Source organism: Micromonospora sp. RTBAU3-60 (assembly GCF_054963695.1).
In genome coordinates, this window is sequence record NZ_JBUEGB010000017.1 from 32,911 (window position 1) to 48,267 (window position 15,357).

Genomic DNA, 15,357 nt, shown 5'->3' on the forward strand with positions numbered 1-15,357 from the left:
AGCGTGAGCGAGCGAACCATCGGGCGCAGCAGCATGGCGCCTCGCGCCGCCGCTGCGCGACGCGGAGCGGCGCCGTGAGCGAGCGGAGCGGCGGCGTGAGGCTGCCGCGCGGTCCGTTCGCCGCGGCCGTCGCCACCGCGCAGGCGCGGGGCGAGCTGGTCGTGCAGCCCCGGATGGGCTTCGGCGACCCGGCCACCATGCGCGCCGGCCTGGACGCGGTGGCCCGCGCCCGGGCGGTCACCGTGGCCACCGTGACGCTGGACAGCTACACCCGGGTCGGCGATCACGCGGCCGCCCGGCGCGCCCTGGCCGACGGGTCACCCCTGAACGGGTACCCGATCGTGGCGCACCCCCCGGAGGTGACCCGCTGGGTGCTCGCCGCCGCCGAGCGGCACGACGTGCCGGTGCAGGTGCGGCACGGCTCGGCGCGACCCGAGCAGATCTTCGCCGCGCTGCTGCGGACCGGGGTGGACGCGACCGAGGGCGGGCCGGTCTCGTACTGCCTGCCCTACAGCCGAGTGCCGCTGCGGGACGCGGTCGACAGCTGGGCGCGGTGCTGCGCCGGCTACACCCGGCTGCGGGACCTCGGCGTCGAACCGCACCTGGAGAGCTTCGGCGGCTGCCTGCTGGGCCAGCTCTGCCCGCCGAGCCTGCTGCTCGCCGTGACCGTGCTGGAGGGCATGTTCTTCCGGCAGCACGGGCTGCGCAGCGTCTCGCTCAGTTACGCCCAGCAGACCTCGCCGGAGCAGGACGAGGAGGCGCTGGCCGCGCTGCGCCGGCTGATCGACGAATGGCTGCCCGACCTGGACAGCCACGTGGTGCTCTACACCTACATGGGCGTGTATCCCCGGACCACCGAGGGGGCGCTGCGGCTGCTCGGCACCGCCGCCCGGCTGGCGGTACGCGGGGGAGCGGCCCGCCTGATCGTGAAGACCCCGGCGGAGGCGCACCGCATCCCGACCATCGAGGAGAACGTGGCCGCGCTGGAGCACGCCGCCCGGGTCGCCGCCGCCGAGCGACCGGCCCCGGCCGAGGCCCCGGACACCGGCATCTACGCCGAGGCGCGGACGCTGATCGAGGCGGTGCTGGAGCTCAGCGAGGACGTCGGGGTCGCCCTCCGCCGGGCCTTCCAGCGCGGCTACCTGGACATCCCGTACTGCCTGCACCCGGACAACGCCGGGCAGGCGCGCGGATACATCACCGACCGGGGGCGGCTGGCGTGGTCCCGGGCCGGCCGGATGCCGGTGACCGTCGACCGGTCGGCCGGCGGACGGCCGGTGGAGATGACCAGCGACGGGCTGCTCGCCGCGCTGTCGTACGTGGCCAGCCGGTACGACACGGCCGCGCCGGAGGTCGGGACCCGTCCCGTCGTGGAGCTGCCCGCCACGGAGTTCGCCCACCGGCCCGCCCAGGGATCACCCGTACCATGACCGTCCATGACCCGTTCCGCGCCGATCGAACCGCCGGCCACGCCGCTGACTGACGGCACGGTCGCGCTGCGGCCGCGCCGGGAGTCCGACGTCGAGTCGATCGCCGCGGCCAGCCACGACCCGGAGATCCGCCGCTGGCTGGACGACGAGCCGATGGACGCGCAGGCGCGCCGCGACTTTCTGGCGCGGGGCGAGGACATGTGGCGCAGTGGGAAGGCCGCCCCGCTGGTGATCGCGGACGCGTCGACCGACGAACCGGTCGGGAGCATCAACCTCCAGTTCCGCAGCGACACGGTGGCCACCGTCGCGTACGGGGTGTTCCCGCAGCGCCGGGGGCAGGGCGTCGCGCCCCGGGCGGTCCGGCTGCTGGCCCGCTGGGCCCTGGCCGACCTGGGTCTGGCGCGGCTGATCCTGGAGGCGGACGAGGCGAACCTGGCCTCGATCCGGGTGGCGGAGAAGTCCGGGTTCCACCGGACCGGCACCCGCACCGAGCTGGCGGGCGACGGCTGGCGGAGCATCGTCGTGTTCGCGCTCGGCGACCCCGACGCGACGGGTTGACCGGGTCAGGCGGGGGTGAGCCGGGCGTCGGTCAGCATCACGACGCCGCTCGGGTCGTCGCACTCCACGCGGAGAGTGAGCTGGTCCGCCCTTTCCACGATCGCGGTGAGAGTGCGGGGCTTGCCCGGTTGTGCCTGCTGCTGCGTGCCGACCGTGGTGGTGGTGAGGCTGTCCGACTGCTGATCGCCGCGGATGGCGGTCACCACGGTGACCGACTGTTGGTCCGAGCCGGGCGGGTAGTAGGGGTGCACGGTCGCGTCGAACTGCTGGTAGTGCCGGGAGAGCTGGTAGGTGACCACCGTGGCCGGATCGCTGCCGTTGCGCGGGCAGCGGATCGCGATGGCGTGGCTGGTGTAGTCGGGGCGCTTCCGAACCGCGAGCGGGATGTCGACCAGCTTGTCCTCGCCGTTACGCGGGGTGAGGTCGGCCAGGTAGACCCCCGGCCCGGACGAGGCGGTGCTGGACGGCGACTGCGAGCCGGTCGTCGGGCCGCCCGGCGAGCTGGTCGTCGGCCCGGCCGGTTGGCCCCCGCCGGCGGTCGTCGGCGGGGGCGTGGCGTCGGCCGCGGGGTCCTTGGGCCACTGCCAGGCCAGGACCGACACCAGCAGCCCCAGCGCGCCGATGACCGTGCCGATCGCGGTGGCGCGGTCGCGCGGGCGCCGACCGTCGGACAGCCGGCCGGGACCGGCCGGATCGTGCTGGGGGGATGTGCTCACCGCTCGCCACCTGAGGAAACCAAACGCCGTTGCGCGGCGTCATTCTGCCGGATCATGACAAGGTACAAGGGACGCTCGATCGAGGGATCGCCGACAACCTAGCGGATGCTCCGGTGCGATACGGTGTCGGTCGACCACAGTGGATGATCTAGTTCGAGGATACGGGTAGGCGATGAGCATTCCGGATTCCTTCGTTCCGCCGCCCGCCGCGGCGAACGACGGCGCCACGGACCCGTCGAGCACCGGCCGCCCGGCTCGCTCCGGTGCCGGTCTCCTGGCCGTGGCGGTCGCCGGGGTGGCGCTGGTGCTCGCCCTCGTCTCGGCGCTGCTGTCCTGGCGGGCGGCGGACCGGGCGAACGAGGCGCTCGACAAGCTCTCCGCCGTGGCGTCGCCAGCCGGCGAGGGGGCCGTGCCGAGCCAGCCGCCGACGTCGGGTCCGCCCGCCGCGGAGCAGACGACCGACGCGCCGGCACCCACCGAGTCCGGCGCCGTGCCCGAGCTGAACAAGCAGACCCGGTACGAGGTCAAGTACACCGCCGAGACCCTGCGGGTGCCGGCCGGCTCCGGCTGCAGCGACACCGTCTACATCGACCTGGACGAGCCGCGTGTGCAGACCGAGAGCGGCGTCGCCGAGCTGGAGTTCCGCCGGCCGTGCGGCACGGGTTCCCCCTACATCAACCTCACCAACGACGTCGATGCCGGCGAGGTGAGCTCGGACAAGGTGACCCCGTACGAGTGCGCGGACCAGATCCGGACCAGCCCCATCGCGGGCGAGGAGCAGGCGCTGCGGAGCGGCCAGGTCTACTGCATCACCACCTCGATCGACGCCGCACGCTCCTCGGCCAACACCTGGAAGCTGGTGCTCCTCTCGGTGACCGCGACCCCCAAGGACGGCTCGGTCACCTTCACGGCGTCCGCCTGGAACATCCCCGCCTGACGGTCACCCACACCCGGGGCCTGGCGAGAACGACCCGACGTCGGACCTCAGCGCCGGGCCAGCGCCAGCACACTCAGACCGAACATCAGGACACCCAGGGGGAGATGGACCGACGGGACGTGCGCGATGCCCAGCACGACCTGGACCGAGGCGAGTACGAGGAATCCTGACGCGTGCCAGACAGCGCGGGGCGAACTGCCGCCCGGCTTCCACGCCAGCACCGCCGCGAGCACGTACAGCATCGACGCCCCGTACATCACCCGGGCTCCGACACTGTGCAGCGTCTCGCCGTAGGACGAGGTCAGCAGCAGTCCGGCGGAGACCGCCTGAAGGAAGATGGTCAGGGTCTGCAGGGCGATCGCTAGCTGCAGGAACGAGGAGCCGCGCGGTGCGTCCGCCGTCACCTGGGTGGCCATGTCACAGTCCCCTTTCCGCCCGCGGGCAGTAGGTCGATAAGGTCTCACCAGCCCGACGACGCGGGCCTGCGAAAGGTAAGGCGAGGGGGCGGCCGGAAGCGTGGGGACTGTCGCGACCAGCGCGGACGAGATAATCGGCGAGCGGCGCCAACTGATCAATGTCGCCTACCGGTTGCTCGGTTCGGTGACCGAGGCCGAGGACGCCGTACAGGATGCCTACGCACGCTGGTACGGGCTGCCGCGAAGCCGGCAGGAGGAGATCATCTCCCCCGGCGCCTGGCTGACGACGGTGACCAGCCGCATCTGCCTGGACCTGCTCGGCTCGGCGCGGGCCCGCCGTGAACGCTATGTCGGCGCGTGGCTGCCCGAGCCGCTGCCCGACCGCACCGAGTGGGACCACGCGGGCGGCGTCGACCCCACCGGCCGCGCAGACCCCGCCGACCAGATCGTTCTGGACGAGTCGGTGGCCATGGCCTTCCTCATCGTCCTGGAGTCGATGACGCCCGCCGAGCGGGTGGCGTTCGTCCTGCACGAGGTCTTCCGGTATCCGTTCGCCGAGATCGCCGACGTTCTCGGCCGGACCCCGGCGGCCTGCAAGCAGCTGGCGGCCTCCGCCCGACGGCGGGTGAGCGTCGCGCGCGCTCCGGTGCCGGCGACCGGCCAGGCCGACGTGGTGCGGCAGGTCAAGGAGGCATGGGAGGCCAAGGACATCGCAGCCCTCGTCGGTCTCCTCAACCCGGCAGCCGTAATGACCGCCGACGGCGGCGGCATGGTCGGCACCGTCCTGCGCCCGGTCGAGGGCGGCGCGCGCATCGCCCAGTACCTGGTCGCCATCGCCGACAAGGCGCCGGGGCTCGAACTCCTGGAGCGGTCGGTCAACGGTGTGCCGGGCCTGGTGGCCCAGCGTGCCGGCGTCGTCGTGACCGTAGCCTCGTTCGACGTCGCCGACGGGCGCGTCACCCGGATCTGGGCGGTCCGCAACCCGGAGAAGCTGCGGCCGTGGGCGCAGGAGGGCTAGGCACTCAGCGGGACCGGTCCCGGGGAAGCGAGCTGACCTGGCCCAACCAGTCGACCACCTCGTCCTGGAGCGGCGACACCACCGCGTACGCCGCGTTGTACCGGCGGGGCGCCATGTCGTCGGGTTGGAGGTCGGCCTGTTCGCGCCAGGTCACTGCCACGTCGGCCAGTTGGTCGGCCACGTCCTGCACCCGTTGGGCGAGGCGGGGGTTCTGTTCCGCGACCAGCGCCGCGGCGAGCCGCAGCCGGAAGTTGAGCACGGCCACCGCCTCGTAGTCCTCCCGCCAGGGCCGGCTGTCGGGCACACCGACGAAGGTGTGGATGCTCGCCTCGATCGCCTCGATGAGCTTCTGCCGGGCCTCCTGCCGGCGTGAGAGCCGGCGGGCGCCGGCGTTGGTGCGGTTGACCACGGCGAAGCTGACCACGGCCGCGACCGCGCCGGTGATCGCGCCGCTGAGCAGCCCTTGGAGCAGGTTCGGCCAGCCGCCGGCGACGGTGTCGAACCACGTTGGAGGGAGGGCGCTGGACATGGCGCGACCCTACCGGTCGTGCGCGAATTTGATCACGCCGCCGGGTGGGGAGCGGACCGGCCCTGCTCAGTCGGTGGCGGGCGGGGTCGGCGGCACGGCCAGGGCCAGGGTGAGGTCGAGGACCGTGGCGGGGTCGTGCAGCCGGTCGCCGTACAGTTCGCGCAGCTTGCCCATCCGGTAGCGGACGGTCTGCGGGTGCACGAACAGGTCGGCCGCCACGTCGTCGCGGCGGCCCTGGTGCAGCAGCCAGGCGCGCAGCGTCTCGGCGAGCCGGTACGCGGTGGCCGGGGGCAGCGCCGCCAGCGGGCGCAGCGCCTGGGCGCGCAGGTCGGCCAGCCCCTCGGGATCCATGCTGAGCAGCAGCTCGGCGAGGTGCTGCTCGGTGTCGACCGGGCCGGCGTCCGGCTCGCCGAGGCCGAGGGCGAGGGCCCGGGTGGCCCGCTGGTAGGAGGCGGCGACCCGGTGCCACGGCCGGGCCGGCCCGAGCATCGCCCGGTGGCCGGGCAGCAGCCGGGCGAGCTGGCGGCGCCGGCCGCCGTGCATGTCCGGCACCAGCAGCACGGCCAGCTCCTCGGCCGGGTCCATGCCGGGCAGGTCCTCGCCGCTCTCCAGGGTGTGCGGGCTGAGCAGGGCGAGCACCGCCCGCAGGTTGCGGCGGGGCAGCAGGACGACGGTGAGGGTCTGCGGCAGCGGCCAGTCCGCCCGCTCGGCGCTGCGGCGCAGGATCTCCTCCGGCTCCCCGGCGAGCAGCTGCTGGGTGAGGCGTTCCAGGTTGCGGCGGCGGGCCCGGCCGGCGCTGGCCAGCTCGTCGGCGTGCCCGGCCACGCTGGCCGCCGACAGCTCGTCGATGTACGCGAACATCAGCTCGGCGAACTCGGCCACCGTCTCGGCGGCCAGCCCGCTGCGCACCGTGGTGGCGGAGACCTCCCGCCAGGCCACCCGGGCGCCCACCCGGTACGCGGCCAGCAGCGCGTCCATGCTCCGCCCGGAGCGGGCCTCCCCGCTGCCGAGCGCGTACGCGGCCTCCAGGGCGGGGGCCAACGGGGTGCTCGGGTCGATGGCCTGTGCCCCCTCGATGAGCTGCAGGAACGTGCCGAGCGCGATGCGTACCGCGTTTTCGATCTTCTCGCGCATCGCGCCGGTGAGGGCGCCGGAGTAGGCGGGCACCTCGGCGGTGATCGCGCTGACCGTCCGCTCGGCCACCACGGGCAGGCGGTCGCGGAGTCGGGAGGCTACCCGTTCGTCCAGTTCGAGATGCGTGGCGCCCCGTGCCGCCCCGGACTCCTCCGTCATCTTGTTCACTCCGCACAAAAAGCCGTGGTCAATTCACCTTTGTCGGACAAGATGTTATGCGATCACGTAGCCACCCTGGTCACATGACCACAACCGCCCGCCCGAAGGCCAGCTTCCGGCACCGGCTGCTGCGGATGGCCGAGACGGTCACCACCCCGCTGCTGCCGGCGGACTACCTCGACCTGGTCGCGCCGCTGCGGGCCGGTGCACCCCTGCGTGGCCGGATCGTGGCGGTACGCCCGGAGACCCGGGACGCGGCGACCGTGGTCATCCAGCCGGGGCGCGGCTGGCGTGGCCACCTGCCCGGACAGTACGTGCGCCTCGGGGTGGACGTCGACGGGGTTCGCCAGTGGCGGGCGTACTCGGTCACCTCGGTGCCGGGCGGCGCGGACCGCCTGATCACCGTCACGGTGAAGGCGATCCCGGACGGCAAGGTCAGCAATCACCTCGTCCGCCGGATCCGGCCGGGCACGATCGTCCAGCTCGACCAGGCGCAGGGCGACTTCGTGCTGCCCGCGGCGACCCCCGAGCGGGTCCTCTTCGTCACCGCCGGCAGCGGCATCACCCCGGTCATGGCGATGCTCCGGGCCGGCCTGACGGCCCGGGCCGACGTGGTGCTGGTGCACTCGGCGCCCAGCCGGGACGACGTCATCTTCGGCGCCGAGTTGCGGGCGCTCGCCGCGACCGGCGCGCTGCGGCTGGTCGAGCGGCACACCGACACCGAGGGGCTGCTCGGCGTCCACGAGCTGGCCGACCTGGTGCCCGACCACGCCGAGCGGCAGACCTGGGCGTGCGGCCCGATCGGCCTGCTCGACGCGGTCGAGCGGCACTGGGCCGACCGGGGCGTGGCCGAGCGGCTGCACACCGAGCGGTTCCGGCCGACCGTGATCTCGCCGGGGGAGGGCGGCACGGTCACCTTCACGGGCGCGGGTGTGACGGTCGAGGCCGACGGGGGTACGCCGCTGCTGGACGCGGGGGAGGAGGCCGGGGTGCTCATGCCGTCGGGCTGCCGGATGGGGATCTGCTTCGGCTGTGTGGTGCCGTTGCGCCAGGGCGCGGTCCGGGATCTGCGCAACGGGGACCTGACCACCGCCGTGCCCGGCGACGGCGTGCTCATCCAGACGTGCGTGTCGGCGGCCGCCGGTACCTGCGACATCGAAATCTGACAGGAGGCCCCCGACGTGACCGCGATCCAGAAGAAGGCCGTGAACCCGATCGCCCACCTCTCCGCCGAGGACATCGAGATCCTCGGCAAGGAGCTGGACGCCATCCGGGACCGGGTGATCGCCGACAGGGGGGAGCGGGACGCCCGCTACATCCGGCGGTTGATCAAGACCCAGCGGACGCTGGAGTTGAGCAGCCGCGCGGTGCTGCTCTTCTCGCTGTTCCCGCCGGCCTGGATCGTCGGCACCGCCGGCCTCACGGTCGCCAAGATCCTGGACAACATGGAGATCGGCCACAACGTCCTGCACGGCCAGTGGGACTGGATGCGCGATCCCAAGATCCACTCGACCACCTGGGAGTGGGACCACGTCTCCCCGGCCGACCAGTGGAAGCAGTCGCACAACGAGCTGCACCACCGCTACACCAACGTGCTCGGCAAGGACAACGACCTCGGATACGGCATCATGCGGGTCGACGAGGACCAGCCGTGGAGCCCGGGCCACCTGGGCCAGCCGTTCTACAACCTCCTCAACGCCTGCTTCTTCGAGTACGGCATCGCCGCGTACGACCTGGAGCTGGGCCAGAACCTGCGCGACGGCGGGCACAAGAAGCCCGAGTTCCGGGCCCGGGCCAGGGCGGTCGGCCGCAAGATCCGCCGCCAGGTGCTCAAGGACTACGTGGTGCACCCGCTGCTGTCCGGCCCGTCGTTCCTGTCCACCCTGGCCGCCACCTTCACCGCGAACCTGATCCGCAACGTGTGGAGCCACTCGGTGATCATGTGCGGCCACTTCCCCAGCGGGGTGGAGACCTTCGAGAAGACCTCGATCGAGGGTGAGACCCGGGGCGAGTGGTACCTGCGGCAGATGCTCGGCTCGGCCAACATCAGCGGCAGCCGGCTGCTGCACATCATGACCGGCAACCTGTCGTACCAGATCGAGCACCACCTCTTCCCCGACCTGCCGAGCAACCGCTATCAGGAGATCGCCCCGCAGGTCCGGGCGCTCTTCGACCGGTACGGGCTGAAGTACACCACCGGACCGCTGCCCAAGCAGGTGGCCTCCGCGTGGTGGAAGGTCATCCGCCTGTCCCTGCCGAACCGCAAGAGCAAGGCGCCGAAGCCGATGGCCCCGGCGCCGCTGGTCTCCGCGGGCGCCTGACCGGCGTCACGCCCGCGTCGCCTGGCCGGCCGGTCGGCCGGAGCGCGCCTCGTCGTACAGCTCCTCCAGCAGGCGGGTCTGCCGGTGCAGGTCGAAGTGCGCCTCGACGTGCGCGCGGGCGGCCGCGCCCAGGCGGGTCCGCAGCGCCTCGTCGCCGAGCAGCGTGTCCAGGTGCTCGGCGAGGGCGGCCCGGTCCCGTTCGGCGCAGAGCAGGCCGGTCTCGCCGTGCCGCACCGCCTCCGGGATGCCGCTGTGCCAGGTCGCCACCGCCGGCAGGCCGGCGCTGCCCGCCTCCAGGATGGTGGTGGGCAGGCCTTCGCAGTCGCCGTCCGGGGCGGTCCGCGACGGCGCCGCCAGGATCCGCGACTCGGCCAGGTGCCGCCGGACCGCCGCCGGGCTCTGCGCGCCGAGGAACGCGGCGTCCAGGCCGAGCTCGGCGGCCCGGCGCCGGACCGGCGCCTCGAGCGGCCCGTTGCCCACCAGCAGCAGCCGGGGCCGGCGCGCGGCGGGCAGCATCCCCACCGCCTCCACCAGGTCGTCGACGCCCTTCTTGGCCACGAACCGGCCGACGAAGATGACGTCCCACCGCTTTGGCGTCGCCGCCGGCAGCGGCGGGACCGGCACGCCGATGTGGTGCACCCGTACCTTCGCCGGGTCGGCGCCGAGGGCGACCGCCCGGTCGCGGATGAACCCCGACACGGCGATGACCAGCGCCGCCCGGTCGAACGCCTGGCGCAGGTGCCGCCGGTTGCGGGCCCCGCGCGCCCCGGGCAGCGCGGGTTGCCGGGTCACGTCCTGCCCGTGCAGGGTCACCACCAGGGGTACGCCGAGCCGCCGCGCGCTGCCGCTGACCAGCCAGCCGTCGCCGCCGAAGTGGGCGTGCACCAGGTCCGGCGCCAGCCGCGCCAGCGCCGCGTCGAGTCGGGCCGACCGGCCGGTGAGCTTGAGCCCGAGCAGTTCGGCTCGGCCGCGCGGGTCGTCGGAGAAGGCGATGGTGTCGCCGTCCCGGGCCAGCGGGGAGGCCACCTTGACCGCGCCCAGGTAGTGGGGCGCCCAGCGGGTCAGCGCGTCACCCTGGTTGCGGACGAAGGTCTCCGACCCGGGCAGCAGGTGGCTGCGCCAGATCACCGCCCTGGAGTGGGACATGACCGCGACCCTACGGCCGTCCGCCGCCGCCGGACCCGGCCACCGGCTCCGGGTCCCCGACCGCCGACGGCGTCGGCTCGGCGTGGCCGGCCCGGGGGCCGGGCATCGCGGTGTCCGTGGCGGGCTGCTCCGGCGCCGGCTGCCCGCCGCGGCGGCGGTTGAGCACCCGGTCACGCAGCCGGTGCCGCAGGTCCGGCGGGATCAGCCAGATCTGCAGGTAGGTCACGTAGTCGATGAGGCTCGGGCGGCCGTGCCGGCGGGCCTCGGCGAGCAGCAGCCGGAACACGCGGAAGCTGCGCGTGGTCGCCGCCATCGAGCTGATCACGCTCATCGCCAGCGCCGCGTACGCCCGTGGGGTGAGCAGCGGGCGGATCTCCCGCAGCCACTCGAACTGGGCCGCCCAGGGCGACTCCAGGCTGATCCGCGGCCGGTCCTCGTCCTGGTGCCAGACGACCAGCGCCTCCTCGGTCATGACGAGCTCGACGTCCGGGTGGCTGACCGCCCGCAGCGTCCAGTCCAGCTCCTGCTGCCGGCGCAGCCCGACGGTGAACGGGACCCGGCGCAGCAGGTCGGTCGGCGCCATGATGGTCGAGGTCTGGATGAACCCGTCGCCGTGGAACAGCCCGCGGCGCACGGTGAGGTACTCGCTGATCGGCTCGCCCGGTTCGGGCAGCCGGCGGGGCAGTACGAACTCGGCCCGCGGGGTCCGGTTGACCAGCCGGCTGGCCACGATCGGCAGCGGCGCCTGGGCGCTTCCGGCCGCCGCCAGCTGCACCGCCAGCTTCTCCGGCAGCCACTCGTCGTCGTCGTCCAGGAAGGCGGTCCACGCCGCCCGGGCCTCCCGGGCCCCGACGTTGCGGGCGTTCGGGGCGCCGCCGCGCTCGGGCAGCGACACCACCCGCAGCCGGTCGTCCGGCACCCCGGCCAGGGCGATCCGGGTCGCCTCGTCCCCGCCGTCGACCACGACGATGACCTCGATGGTGTCGACGGTCTGGGCCAGTGCACTGCGGACGGCGCGGAGCACCAGCTCCGGCCGGTCGCAGGTCGGGATGACCACGCTGACGTCAGGTGTACGGGTCATGAATACCTGCCCACTCATACGTGACTTCGAGTTGTATTTGCCGCCGTCGAACCAGGCGAGGTCGGTGAATTTGCCGGGCGGGGGCCGCTCCGAATGGTCCTGAGAACGTAATCGGCGCTACGTGTGCATCGGGTTAACAACGAATGCCGATCGCCTTCCGAAACGGACTATCCTTGGTGTCTTCCCAGGTGAGAGCCCTACGGATCGGCCGGTTCGGCAGCGGTTGCGGCGCAATTCGACCGGCCCCGGCCCGTCGCCTTGCCGGCCGGTGAATCTGCCGTACACTTCGCCCGGCACCGGCCGGACGGAGAATGGAGAGATCGTTCATGCAGCTCGACGCCGCGGCGCCGCCCGCCCCCCGGGGCCGGGTGGTGATGCTCGTCGACAACGCCGTCGAGGGGGACTCCCGGGTGCAGAAGGCGGCCCGGTCGGCGGCCGACGCGGGCTGGGACGTGACCCTGCTCGGCTGCGCCCCGACCGGCGGCGAGCGGGACTGGCGGCTCGGCCGGGCCAAGGTGCGGGTGCTGCCGATGGGCGGGCCGACCGGCGCGCAGGCCGGGACCCGGGGGCTCCGCCACCGGCTGGTCCGTCGTGGCGGGCTGCCGCTGCGGGCCGCCCGGCTGGCCCGGCGACCGGTCGAGTACGCCCAGGTCCTCCTCTGGCGGGCGGTGCACGGCGACCGGGCCTGGCGGCGGCTGGAGCCGGGGCTCTGGGGCTACGAGCGGCTCTTCGGCCCGGTCATCGACGAGCTGCGGCCGGACCTGGTCCACGCCCACGACTTCCGCATGCTCGGGGTGGCCGCCCGCGCCGTGCTGCGCGCCCGGGCCGCCGGCCGCCCAGCGAAGCTGGTCTGGGACGCGCACGAGTGGCTCCCCGGCGCCAGGCCCCGGCGGGACAACGCCCGCTGGCTCCCCGCCCACCTGGCCTACGTTCGGGAGTACGTCGGGTACGCCGACGCCGTGGTCACCGTCTCGGACACCCTCGCCGAGCTGCTGCAGCGCGACCACGACCTGGCCGAACGCCCGACCGTGCTGCTCAACGCGCCGGCGACCGCCGACGCCGGCGACCCCGAGCCCGCCCCGGATCTGCGGCGGCTCTGCGGCGTCGACCGGGACACCCCGCTGCTCGTCTACAGCGGCGCGATGGCCCCACAGCGCGGCCTGGACACGGTGGTCGACGCGCTGCCCCGGCTGCCCGGGGTGCACCTGGCGCTGGTGGTGGGCGACCCCACCGCGGCGTACGTGCGGCAGCTCGCCGCCCGGGCCGCCCGGCTCAGCGTGGCCGACCGGGTGCACCCGGTGCCGTACGTGCCGCACCGGCAGGTGGTGTCGTTCCTGAGCGGCGCCGACGCGGGCCTCATCCCGCTGCACCACTGGCCGAACCACGAGATCGCCCTGATCACCAAGTTCTTCGAGTACTCGCACGCCCGGCTGCCGATCGTGGTCAGCGACGTGCGGACCATGGCGGAGACGGTCCGGGCCACCGGCCAGGGCGAGGTGTTCCGTGCCCGGGACATCGCCGACCTGGTCCGCGCCGTCCGCACCGTGCTCGCCGACCCGGACCGCTACCGGGCCGCGTACGCGGGGCCGGATTCGCCGTTGCCCGGCTGGACCTGGGAGGCGCAGGCGCAGCGGCTGGACGCGCTCTACCGGCGGCTGCTGACCTCGGAGGAGTCGACCGTGGAGGCGCAGGCGCGGTGAACGCCCCCGACGTGAGCGTGGTGGTGGCGGTCTACAACACCATGCCGTACCTGATCCAATGCCTGGACTCGCTGGTGGCGCAGACGATCGGCCTGGACCGGCTCCAGGTCGTCGCGGTGGACGACGGGTCGACCGACGGCAGCGGCGCCGAGCTGGACCGGTACGCCGCCCGCCACCCCGGGGTGTTCACCGTCATCCACCAGGCCAACTCCGGCGGCCCCGCGGCCCCATTCAACCGGGGTCTGGACGCGGCCACCGGCCGGTACGTCTTCTTCGTCGGCGCCGACGACCATCTAAGCCCCGACGCCCTGCGCCGGCTCGTCGAGGCGGCCGACGCGTGGGAGTCCGACGTCATGCTGGGCCGGGTGGTGGGGGTCAACAGCCGCCACATCTACCAGGACATCTTCGCCCGCAACCAGGTCGACGTGGACCTGTTCGACTCGCCGCTGCCGCGCTCGCTGGCCAACACCAAGCTGTTCCGGCGCGAGCTGCTGGAGAAGTACGGCATCCGCTATCGGGAGGACCTGCCGCTCGGCAGCGACCTGCCGTTCACGCTGGAGGCCTGCTACCGGGCCAGGCGCATCTCGGTGCTGGCCGACTACGACTGCTACTACGCGGTCCGCCGGCACCGTGCCACCAACATCACCTACCTGAGCCGGCACGCCGACCGGCTGCGGACCGTCGAGGCGACCACCGCGTTCGTCGCCGAGCTGATCCCGGCGGGCCGGCAGCGCGACGCCATCCTCGCCCGCCGCTTCGACCACGAGATCGCCAAGCTGCTGGAGGACGACCTCCTGCGCCTTGACCGGGAGACCCAGCAGCTTGTGCACGACGGCATCGGACGGCTGGTCCGCGCCCACCTCACCGAGGGGATCGCCGCCCAGCTCAACGCCGAGACCCGGATCCGGCTGGCGCTGACCCGCGACGGCGCGCTCGACGACCTGCTCGCCGTGATCCGGCAGGACGCACGGGGCGGCGTGCCGCCGACGGTCGTCGAGGGCGGCCGCCGGTACGCCGCCTACCCCGGCTTCCGCGACCCGGCCCGCGGCCTGCCGGACGCCTGCTTCGAGGTGCCCCCGGACTGGTACGCCAAGCTCGATGCCACGGCGCTGGCCTGGGAGACCGACGAGCGCGGCGAGAAGGTGCTCACCATCACCGCGGCCAGCCCGCTGCCGGACCTGGCCGCCGTGGGCGCGGAACCCCTGGCCGTCAGCGCCGAGGAGATTCCGGGCGAGGTCACCACCGTCGACACTGGCTCCGGGGGCACCACCCTGCGGATCCGGTTCCGCGCCAGCGACCTGCTCGCCGGCACCGGCCCCACCGGGCAGCGGCGGGCGGTCTCCGCCCAGGTCGGCGACTTCGACCCGGCCCGGGCGGCCGGTGCGCAGACGGCCACCGGCGCGGCCGGCTCGGCCGCCGTGCGTGCTCCCCGGGTACGCGTGACCGCCCCGCTGCTGCGGCGGCGCGGCGCCCGGCTGTACGTGGTCACTCCGGTGCTCGACGAGTCCGGCCGGCTGATGATCTCCGTGGTGCCGGTGACCGCCGCCCGGGTGGCCGCCCAGCTGCGCCGGATCCTGCGCCGGATCAGGTAGCGCGTACGTCAGCGGTGCTGCCGGGGGACCGCCTCGCGGCTCGCCTTGACGGATGGCGAGGGGGTCACGCCCGGCGGGCAGTCGTCGCATTTCTCGTACGCGGTCCAGCTGTTCCCGCCGGGGCCGACGTAGAAGAAGAGGAGCCGGACCCGTCCGCCCTGGCGCAGGGCGGAGAGCTCGAACGATCCCTTGCCAGTGCTCGCGCCGGCCAGCTCATCGACCGTCAACGCCACCCTGGAGCTGGGCCCGTCCGGATTCGCGAATGGTGCCTCCACCGCCCAGGTGCCCGACCCGGTGATGTTCGCGTCCCGGCCGACGTCGACGGGCAGAAACTCGTCGAACACGTCGTGGGGAAGCCACTCCGCGGTGAAGCCGCCGTGGTCGTCGAAGGTGATGACGCGCTTCGAGCCGCTGCGCCAGGTGCCCACCACGTCCGCCGCGCGCAGGTCCACCGGGTCGCCGTAGTCGGCCAGCACCTCGCCGAGGGAACAGCCGGCGGCGACGACCGCGGCCACGAGCAGTGCGAGCACCCGTCGCATCGATACCCTCGTTCCCGTCCGGGGATCGGAATCGACCGATCATCGCAGAGCTGCCCGGCTCCGGCTGCCCGGCGACGCGTC

The 15,357-nt window shown here is 73.7% G+C and carries 15 protein-coding genes; 8 read left to right on the forward strand and 7 right to left on the reverse strand.

The genetic code is table 11. The features are described 5' to 3' along the window. Nucleotides 1–74: 74 nt before the first annotated feature. Both ACY34I_RS18615 and ACY34I_RS18620 read left to right on the forward strand, forming a co-directional pair. A complete protein-coding gene (locus ACY34I_RS18615) occupies nucleotides 75–1,430 on the forward strand; it encodes a methylaspartate mutase (RefSeq protein ID WP_462756249.1) in 1,356 nt (451 codons plus the stop codon). 6 nt (nucleotides 1,431–1,436) lie between these two features. After that, complete coding sequence (locus ACY34I_RS18620) at nucleotides 1,437–1,988, forward strand: GNAT family N-acetyltransferase (RefSeq protein ID WP_462756250.1); 552 nt, start codon at nucleotides 1,437–1,439, stop codon at nucleotides 1,986–1,988. Nucleotides 1,989–1,993: 5 nt separating this feature from the next. On the opposite strand, the gene ACY34I_RS18625 is transcribed toward ACY34I_RS18620, so the two are convergent. Next, a complete protein-coding gene (locus tag ACY34I_RS18625; RefSeq protein ID WP_462756251.1) occupies nucleotides 1,994–2,704 on the reverse strand; it encodes a hypothetical protein in 711 nt (236 codons plus the stop codon). A 172-nt stretch (nucleotides 2,705–2,876) separates the two neighbouring features. Here ACY34I_RS18625 and ACY34I_RS18630 point away from each other — a divergent pair, with 172 nt between their 5' ends. Continuing rightward, a complete protein-coding gene (locus ACY34I_RS18630) occupies nucleotides 2,877–3,641 on the forward strand; it encodes a hypothetical protein (RefSeq protein WP_462756252.1) in 765 nt (254 codons plus the stop codon). Between the two features lie 47 nt (nucleotides 3,642–3,688). Here ACY34I_RS18630 and ACY34I_RS18635 read toward each other — a convergent pair whose 3' ends face one another. Further along, complete coding sequence (locus ACY34I_RS18635) at nucleotides 3,689–4,057, reverse strand: hypothetical protein (protein ID WP_462756253.1); 369 nt, start codon at nucleotides 4,055–4,057, stop codon at nucleotides 3,689–3,691. A gap of 100 nt (nucleotides 4,058–4,157) precedes the next feature. On the opposite strand from ACY34I_RS18635, the gene sigJ reads away from it, so the two are divergent. Continuing rightward, complete coding sequence (gene sigJ, locus ACY34I_RS18640) at nucleotides 4,158–5,075, forward strand: RNA polymerase sigma factor SigJ (protein ID WP_462756254.1); 918 nt, start codon at nucleotides 4,158–4,160, stop codon at nucleotides 5,073–5,075. Between the two features lie 4 nt (nucleotides 5,076–5,079). Here sigJ and ACY34I_RS18645 read toward each other — a convergent pair whose 3' ends face one another. Together ACY34I_RS18645 and ACY34I_RS18650 are read right to left on the reverse strand one after the other, a co-directional pair. Continuing rightward, the gene (locus tag ACY34I_RS18645) at nucleotides 5,080–5,604 is read right to left on the reverse strand and encodes a hypothetical protein (protein ID WP_462756255.1); all 525 of its coding nucleotides are present in this window, start codon (nucleotides 5,602–5,604) and stop codon (nucleotides 5,080–5,082) included. Between the two features lie 66 nt (nucleotides 5,605–5,670). Continuing rightward, nucleotides 5,671–6,897: a PucR family transcriptional regulator gene (locus tag ACY34I_RS18650; protein WP_462756256.1), complete on the reverse strand. Its 1,227-nt coding sequence runs from the start codon at nucleotides 6,895–6,897 to the stop codon at nucleotides 5,671–5,673. 83 nt (nucleotides 6,898–6,980) lie between these two features. Between ACY34I_RS18650 and ACY34I_RS18655 the strand changes: the two genes are divergently transcribed. Both ACY34I_RS18655 and ACY34I_RS18660 read left to right on the forward strand, forming a co-directional pair. Further along, the gene (locus ACY34I_RS18655) at nucleotides 6,981–8,063 is read left to right on the forward strand and encodes a ferredoxin reductase (RefSeq protein WP_462756257.1); all 1,083 of its coding nucleotides are present in this window, start codon (nucleotides 6,981–6,983) and stop codon (nucleotides 8,061–8,063) included. Nucleotides 8,064–8,078: 15 nt separating this feature from the next. Next, nucleotides 8,079–9,218: a fatty acid desaturase family protein gene (locus tag ACY34I_RS18660; RefSeq protein WP_462756258.1), complete on the forward strand. Its 1,140-nt coding sequence runs from the start codon at nucleotides 8,079–8,081 to the stop codon at nucleotides 9,216–9,218. 6 nt (nucleotides 9,219–9,224) lie between these two features. Here the strand turns inward: ACY34I_RS18660 and ACY34I_RS18665 are convergent, their stop codons facing one another. Continuing rightward, nucleotides 9,225–10,364, reverse strand: a complete 1,140-nt coding sequence (locus ACY34I_RS18665; RefSeq protein ID WP_462756259.1) for a glycosyltransferase — start codon at nucleotides 10,362–10,364, stop codon at nucleotides 9,225–9,227. Nucleotides 10,365–10,374: 10 nt separating this feature from the next. Further along, complete coding sequence (locus ACY34I_RS18670) at nucleotides 10,375–11,445, reverse strand: glycosyltransferase family 2 protein (RefSeq protein ID WP_462756260.1); 1,071 nt, start codon at nucleotides 11,443–11,445, stop codon at nucleotides 10,375–10,377. Nucleotides 11,446–11,771: 326 nt separating this feature from the next. On the opposite strand from ACY34I_RS18670, the gene ACY34I_RS18675 reads away from it, so the two are divergent. Further along, nucleotides 11,772–13,145 (forward strand): glycosyltransferase family 4 protein, encoded by a 1,374-nt coding sequence (locus ACY34I_RS18675; RefSeq protein ID WP_462756261.1) that lies wholly within the window; start codon nucleotides 11,772–11,774, stop codon nucleotides 13,143–13,145. Next, on the forward strand, nucleotides 13,142–14,737 hold the full coding sequence (locus ACY34I_RS18680; RefSeq protein ID WP_462756262.1) for a glycosyltransferase family 2 protein: 1,596 nt from the start codon (nucleotides 13,142–13,144) through the stop codon (nucleotides 14,735–14,737). The genes ACY34I_RS18675 and ACY34I_RS18680 overlap by 4 nt, the downstream gene beginning before the upstream one ends. Before the next feature lie 8 nt (nucleotides 14,738–14,745). On the opposite strand, the gene ACY34I_RS18685 is transcribed toward ACY34I_RS18680, so the two are convergent. After that, complete coding sequence (locus ACY34I_RS18685) at nucleotides 14,746–15,276, reverse strand: hypothetical protein (RefSeq protein WP_462756263.1); 531 nt, start codon at nucleotides 15,274–15,276, stop codon at nucleotides 14,746–14,748. Between the last annotated feature and the right edge of the window lie 81 nt (nucleotides 15,277–15,357).

Bases quoted from the DNA above. Each gene is read 5' to 3' on its own strand.
- ACY34I_RS18620 (WP_462756250.1), top strand. From the start codon at position 1,437: ATGACCCGTTCCGCGCCGATCGAACCGCCGGCCACGCCGCTGACTGAC.
- ACY34I_RS18645 (WP_462756255.1), bottom strand. From the start codon at position 5,604: ATGTCCAGCGCCCTCCCTCCAACGTGGTTCGACACCGTCGCCGGCGGC.
- ACY34I_RS18665 (WP_462756259.1), bottom strand. From the start codon at position 10,364: ATGTCCCACTCCAGGGCGGTGATCTGGCGCAGCCACCTGCTGCCCGGG.
- ACY34I_RS18685 (WP_462756263.1), bottom strand. From the start codon at position 15,276: ATGCGACGGGTGCTCGCACTGCTCGTGGCCGCGGTCGTCGCCGCCGGC.
- ACY34I_RS18655 (WP_462756257.1), top strand. From the start codon at position 6,981: ATGACCACAACCGCCCGCCCGAAGGCCAGCTTCCGGCACCGGCTGCTG.
- ACY34I_RS18675 (WP_462756261.1), top strand. From the start codon at position 11,772: ATGCAGCTCGACGCCGCGGCGCCGCCCGCCCCCCGGGGCCGGGTGGTG.
- ACY34I_RS18630 (WP_462756252.1), top strand. From the start codon at position 2,877: ATGAGCATTCCGGATTCCTTCGTTCCGCCGCCCGCCGCGGCGAACGAC.
- ACY34I_RS18650 (WP_462756256.1), bottom strand. From the start codon at position 6,897: ATGACGGAGGAGTCCGGGGCGGCACGGGGCGCCACGCATCTCGAACTG.
- ACY34I_RS18635 (WP_462756253.1), bottom strand. From the start codon at position 4,057: ATGGCCACCCAGGTGACGGCGGACGCACCGCGCGGCTCCTCGTTCCTG.
- ACY34I_RS18670 (WP_462756260.1), bottom strand. From the start codon at position 11,445: ATGACCCGTACACCTGACGTCAGCGTGGTCATCCCGACCTGCGACCGG.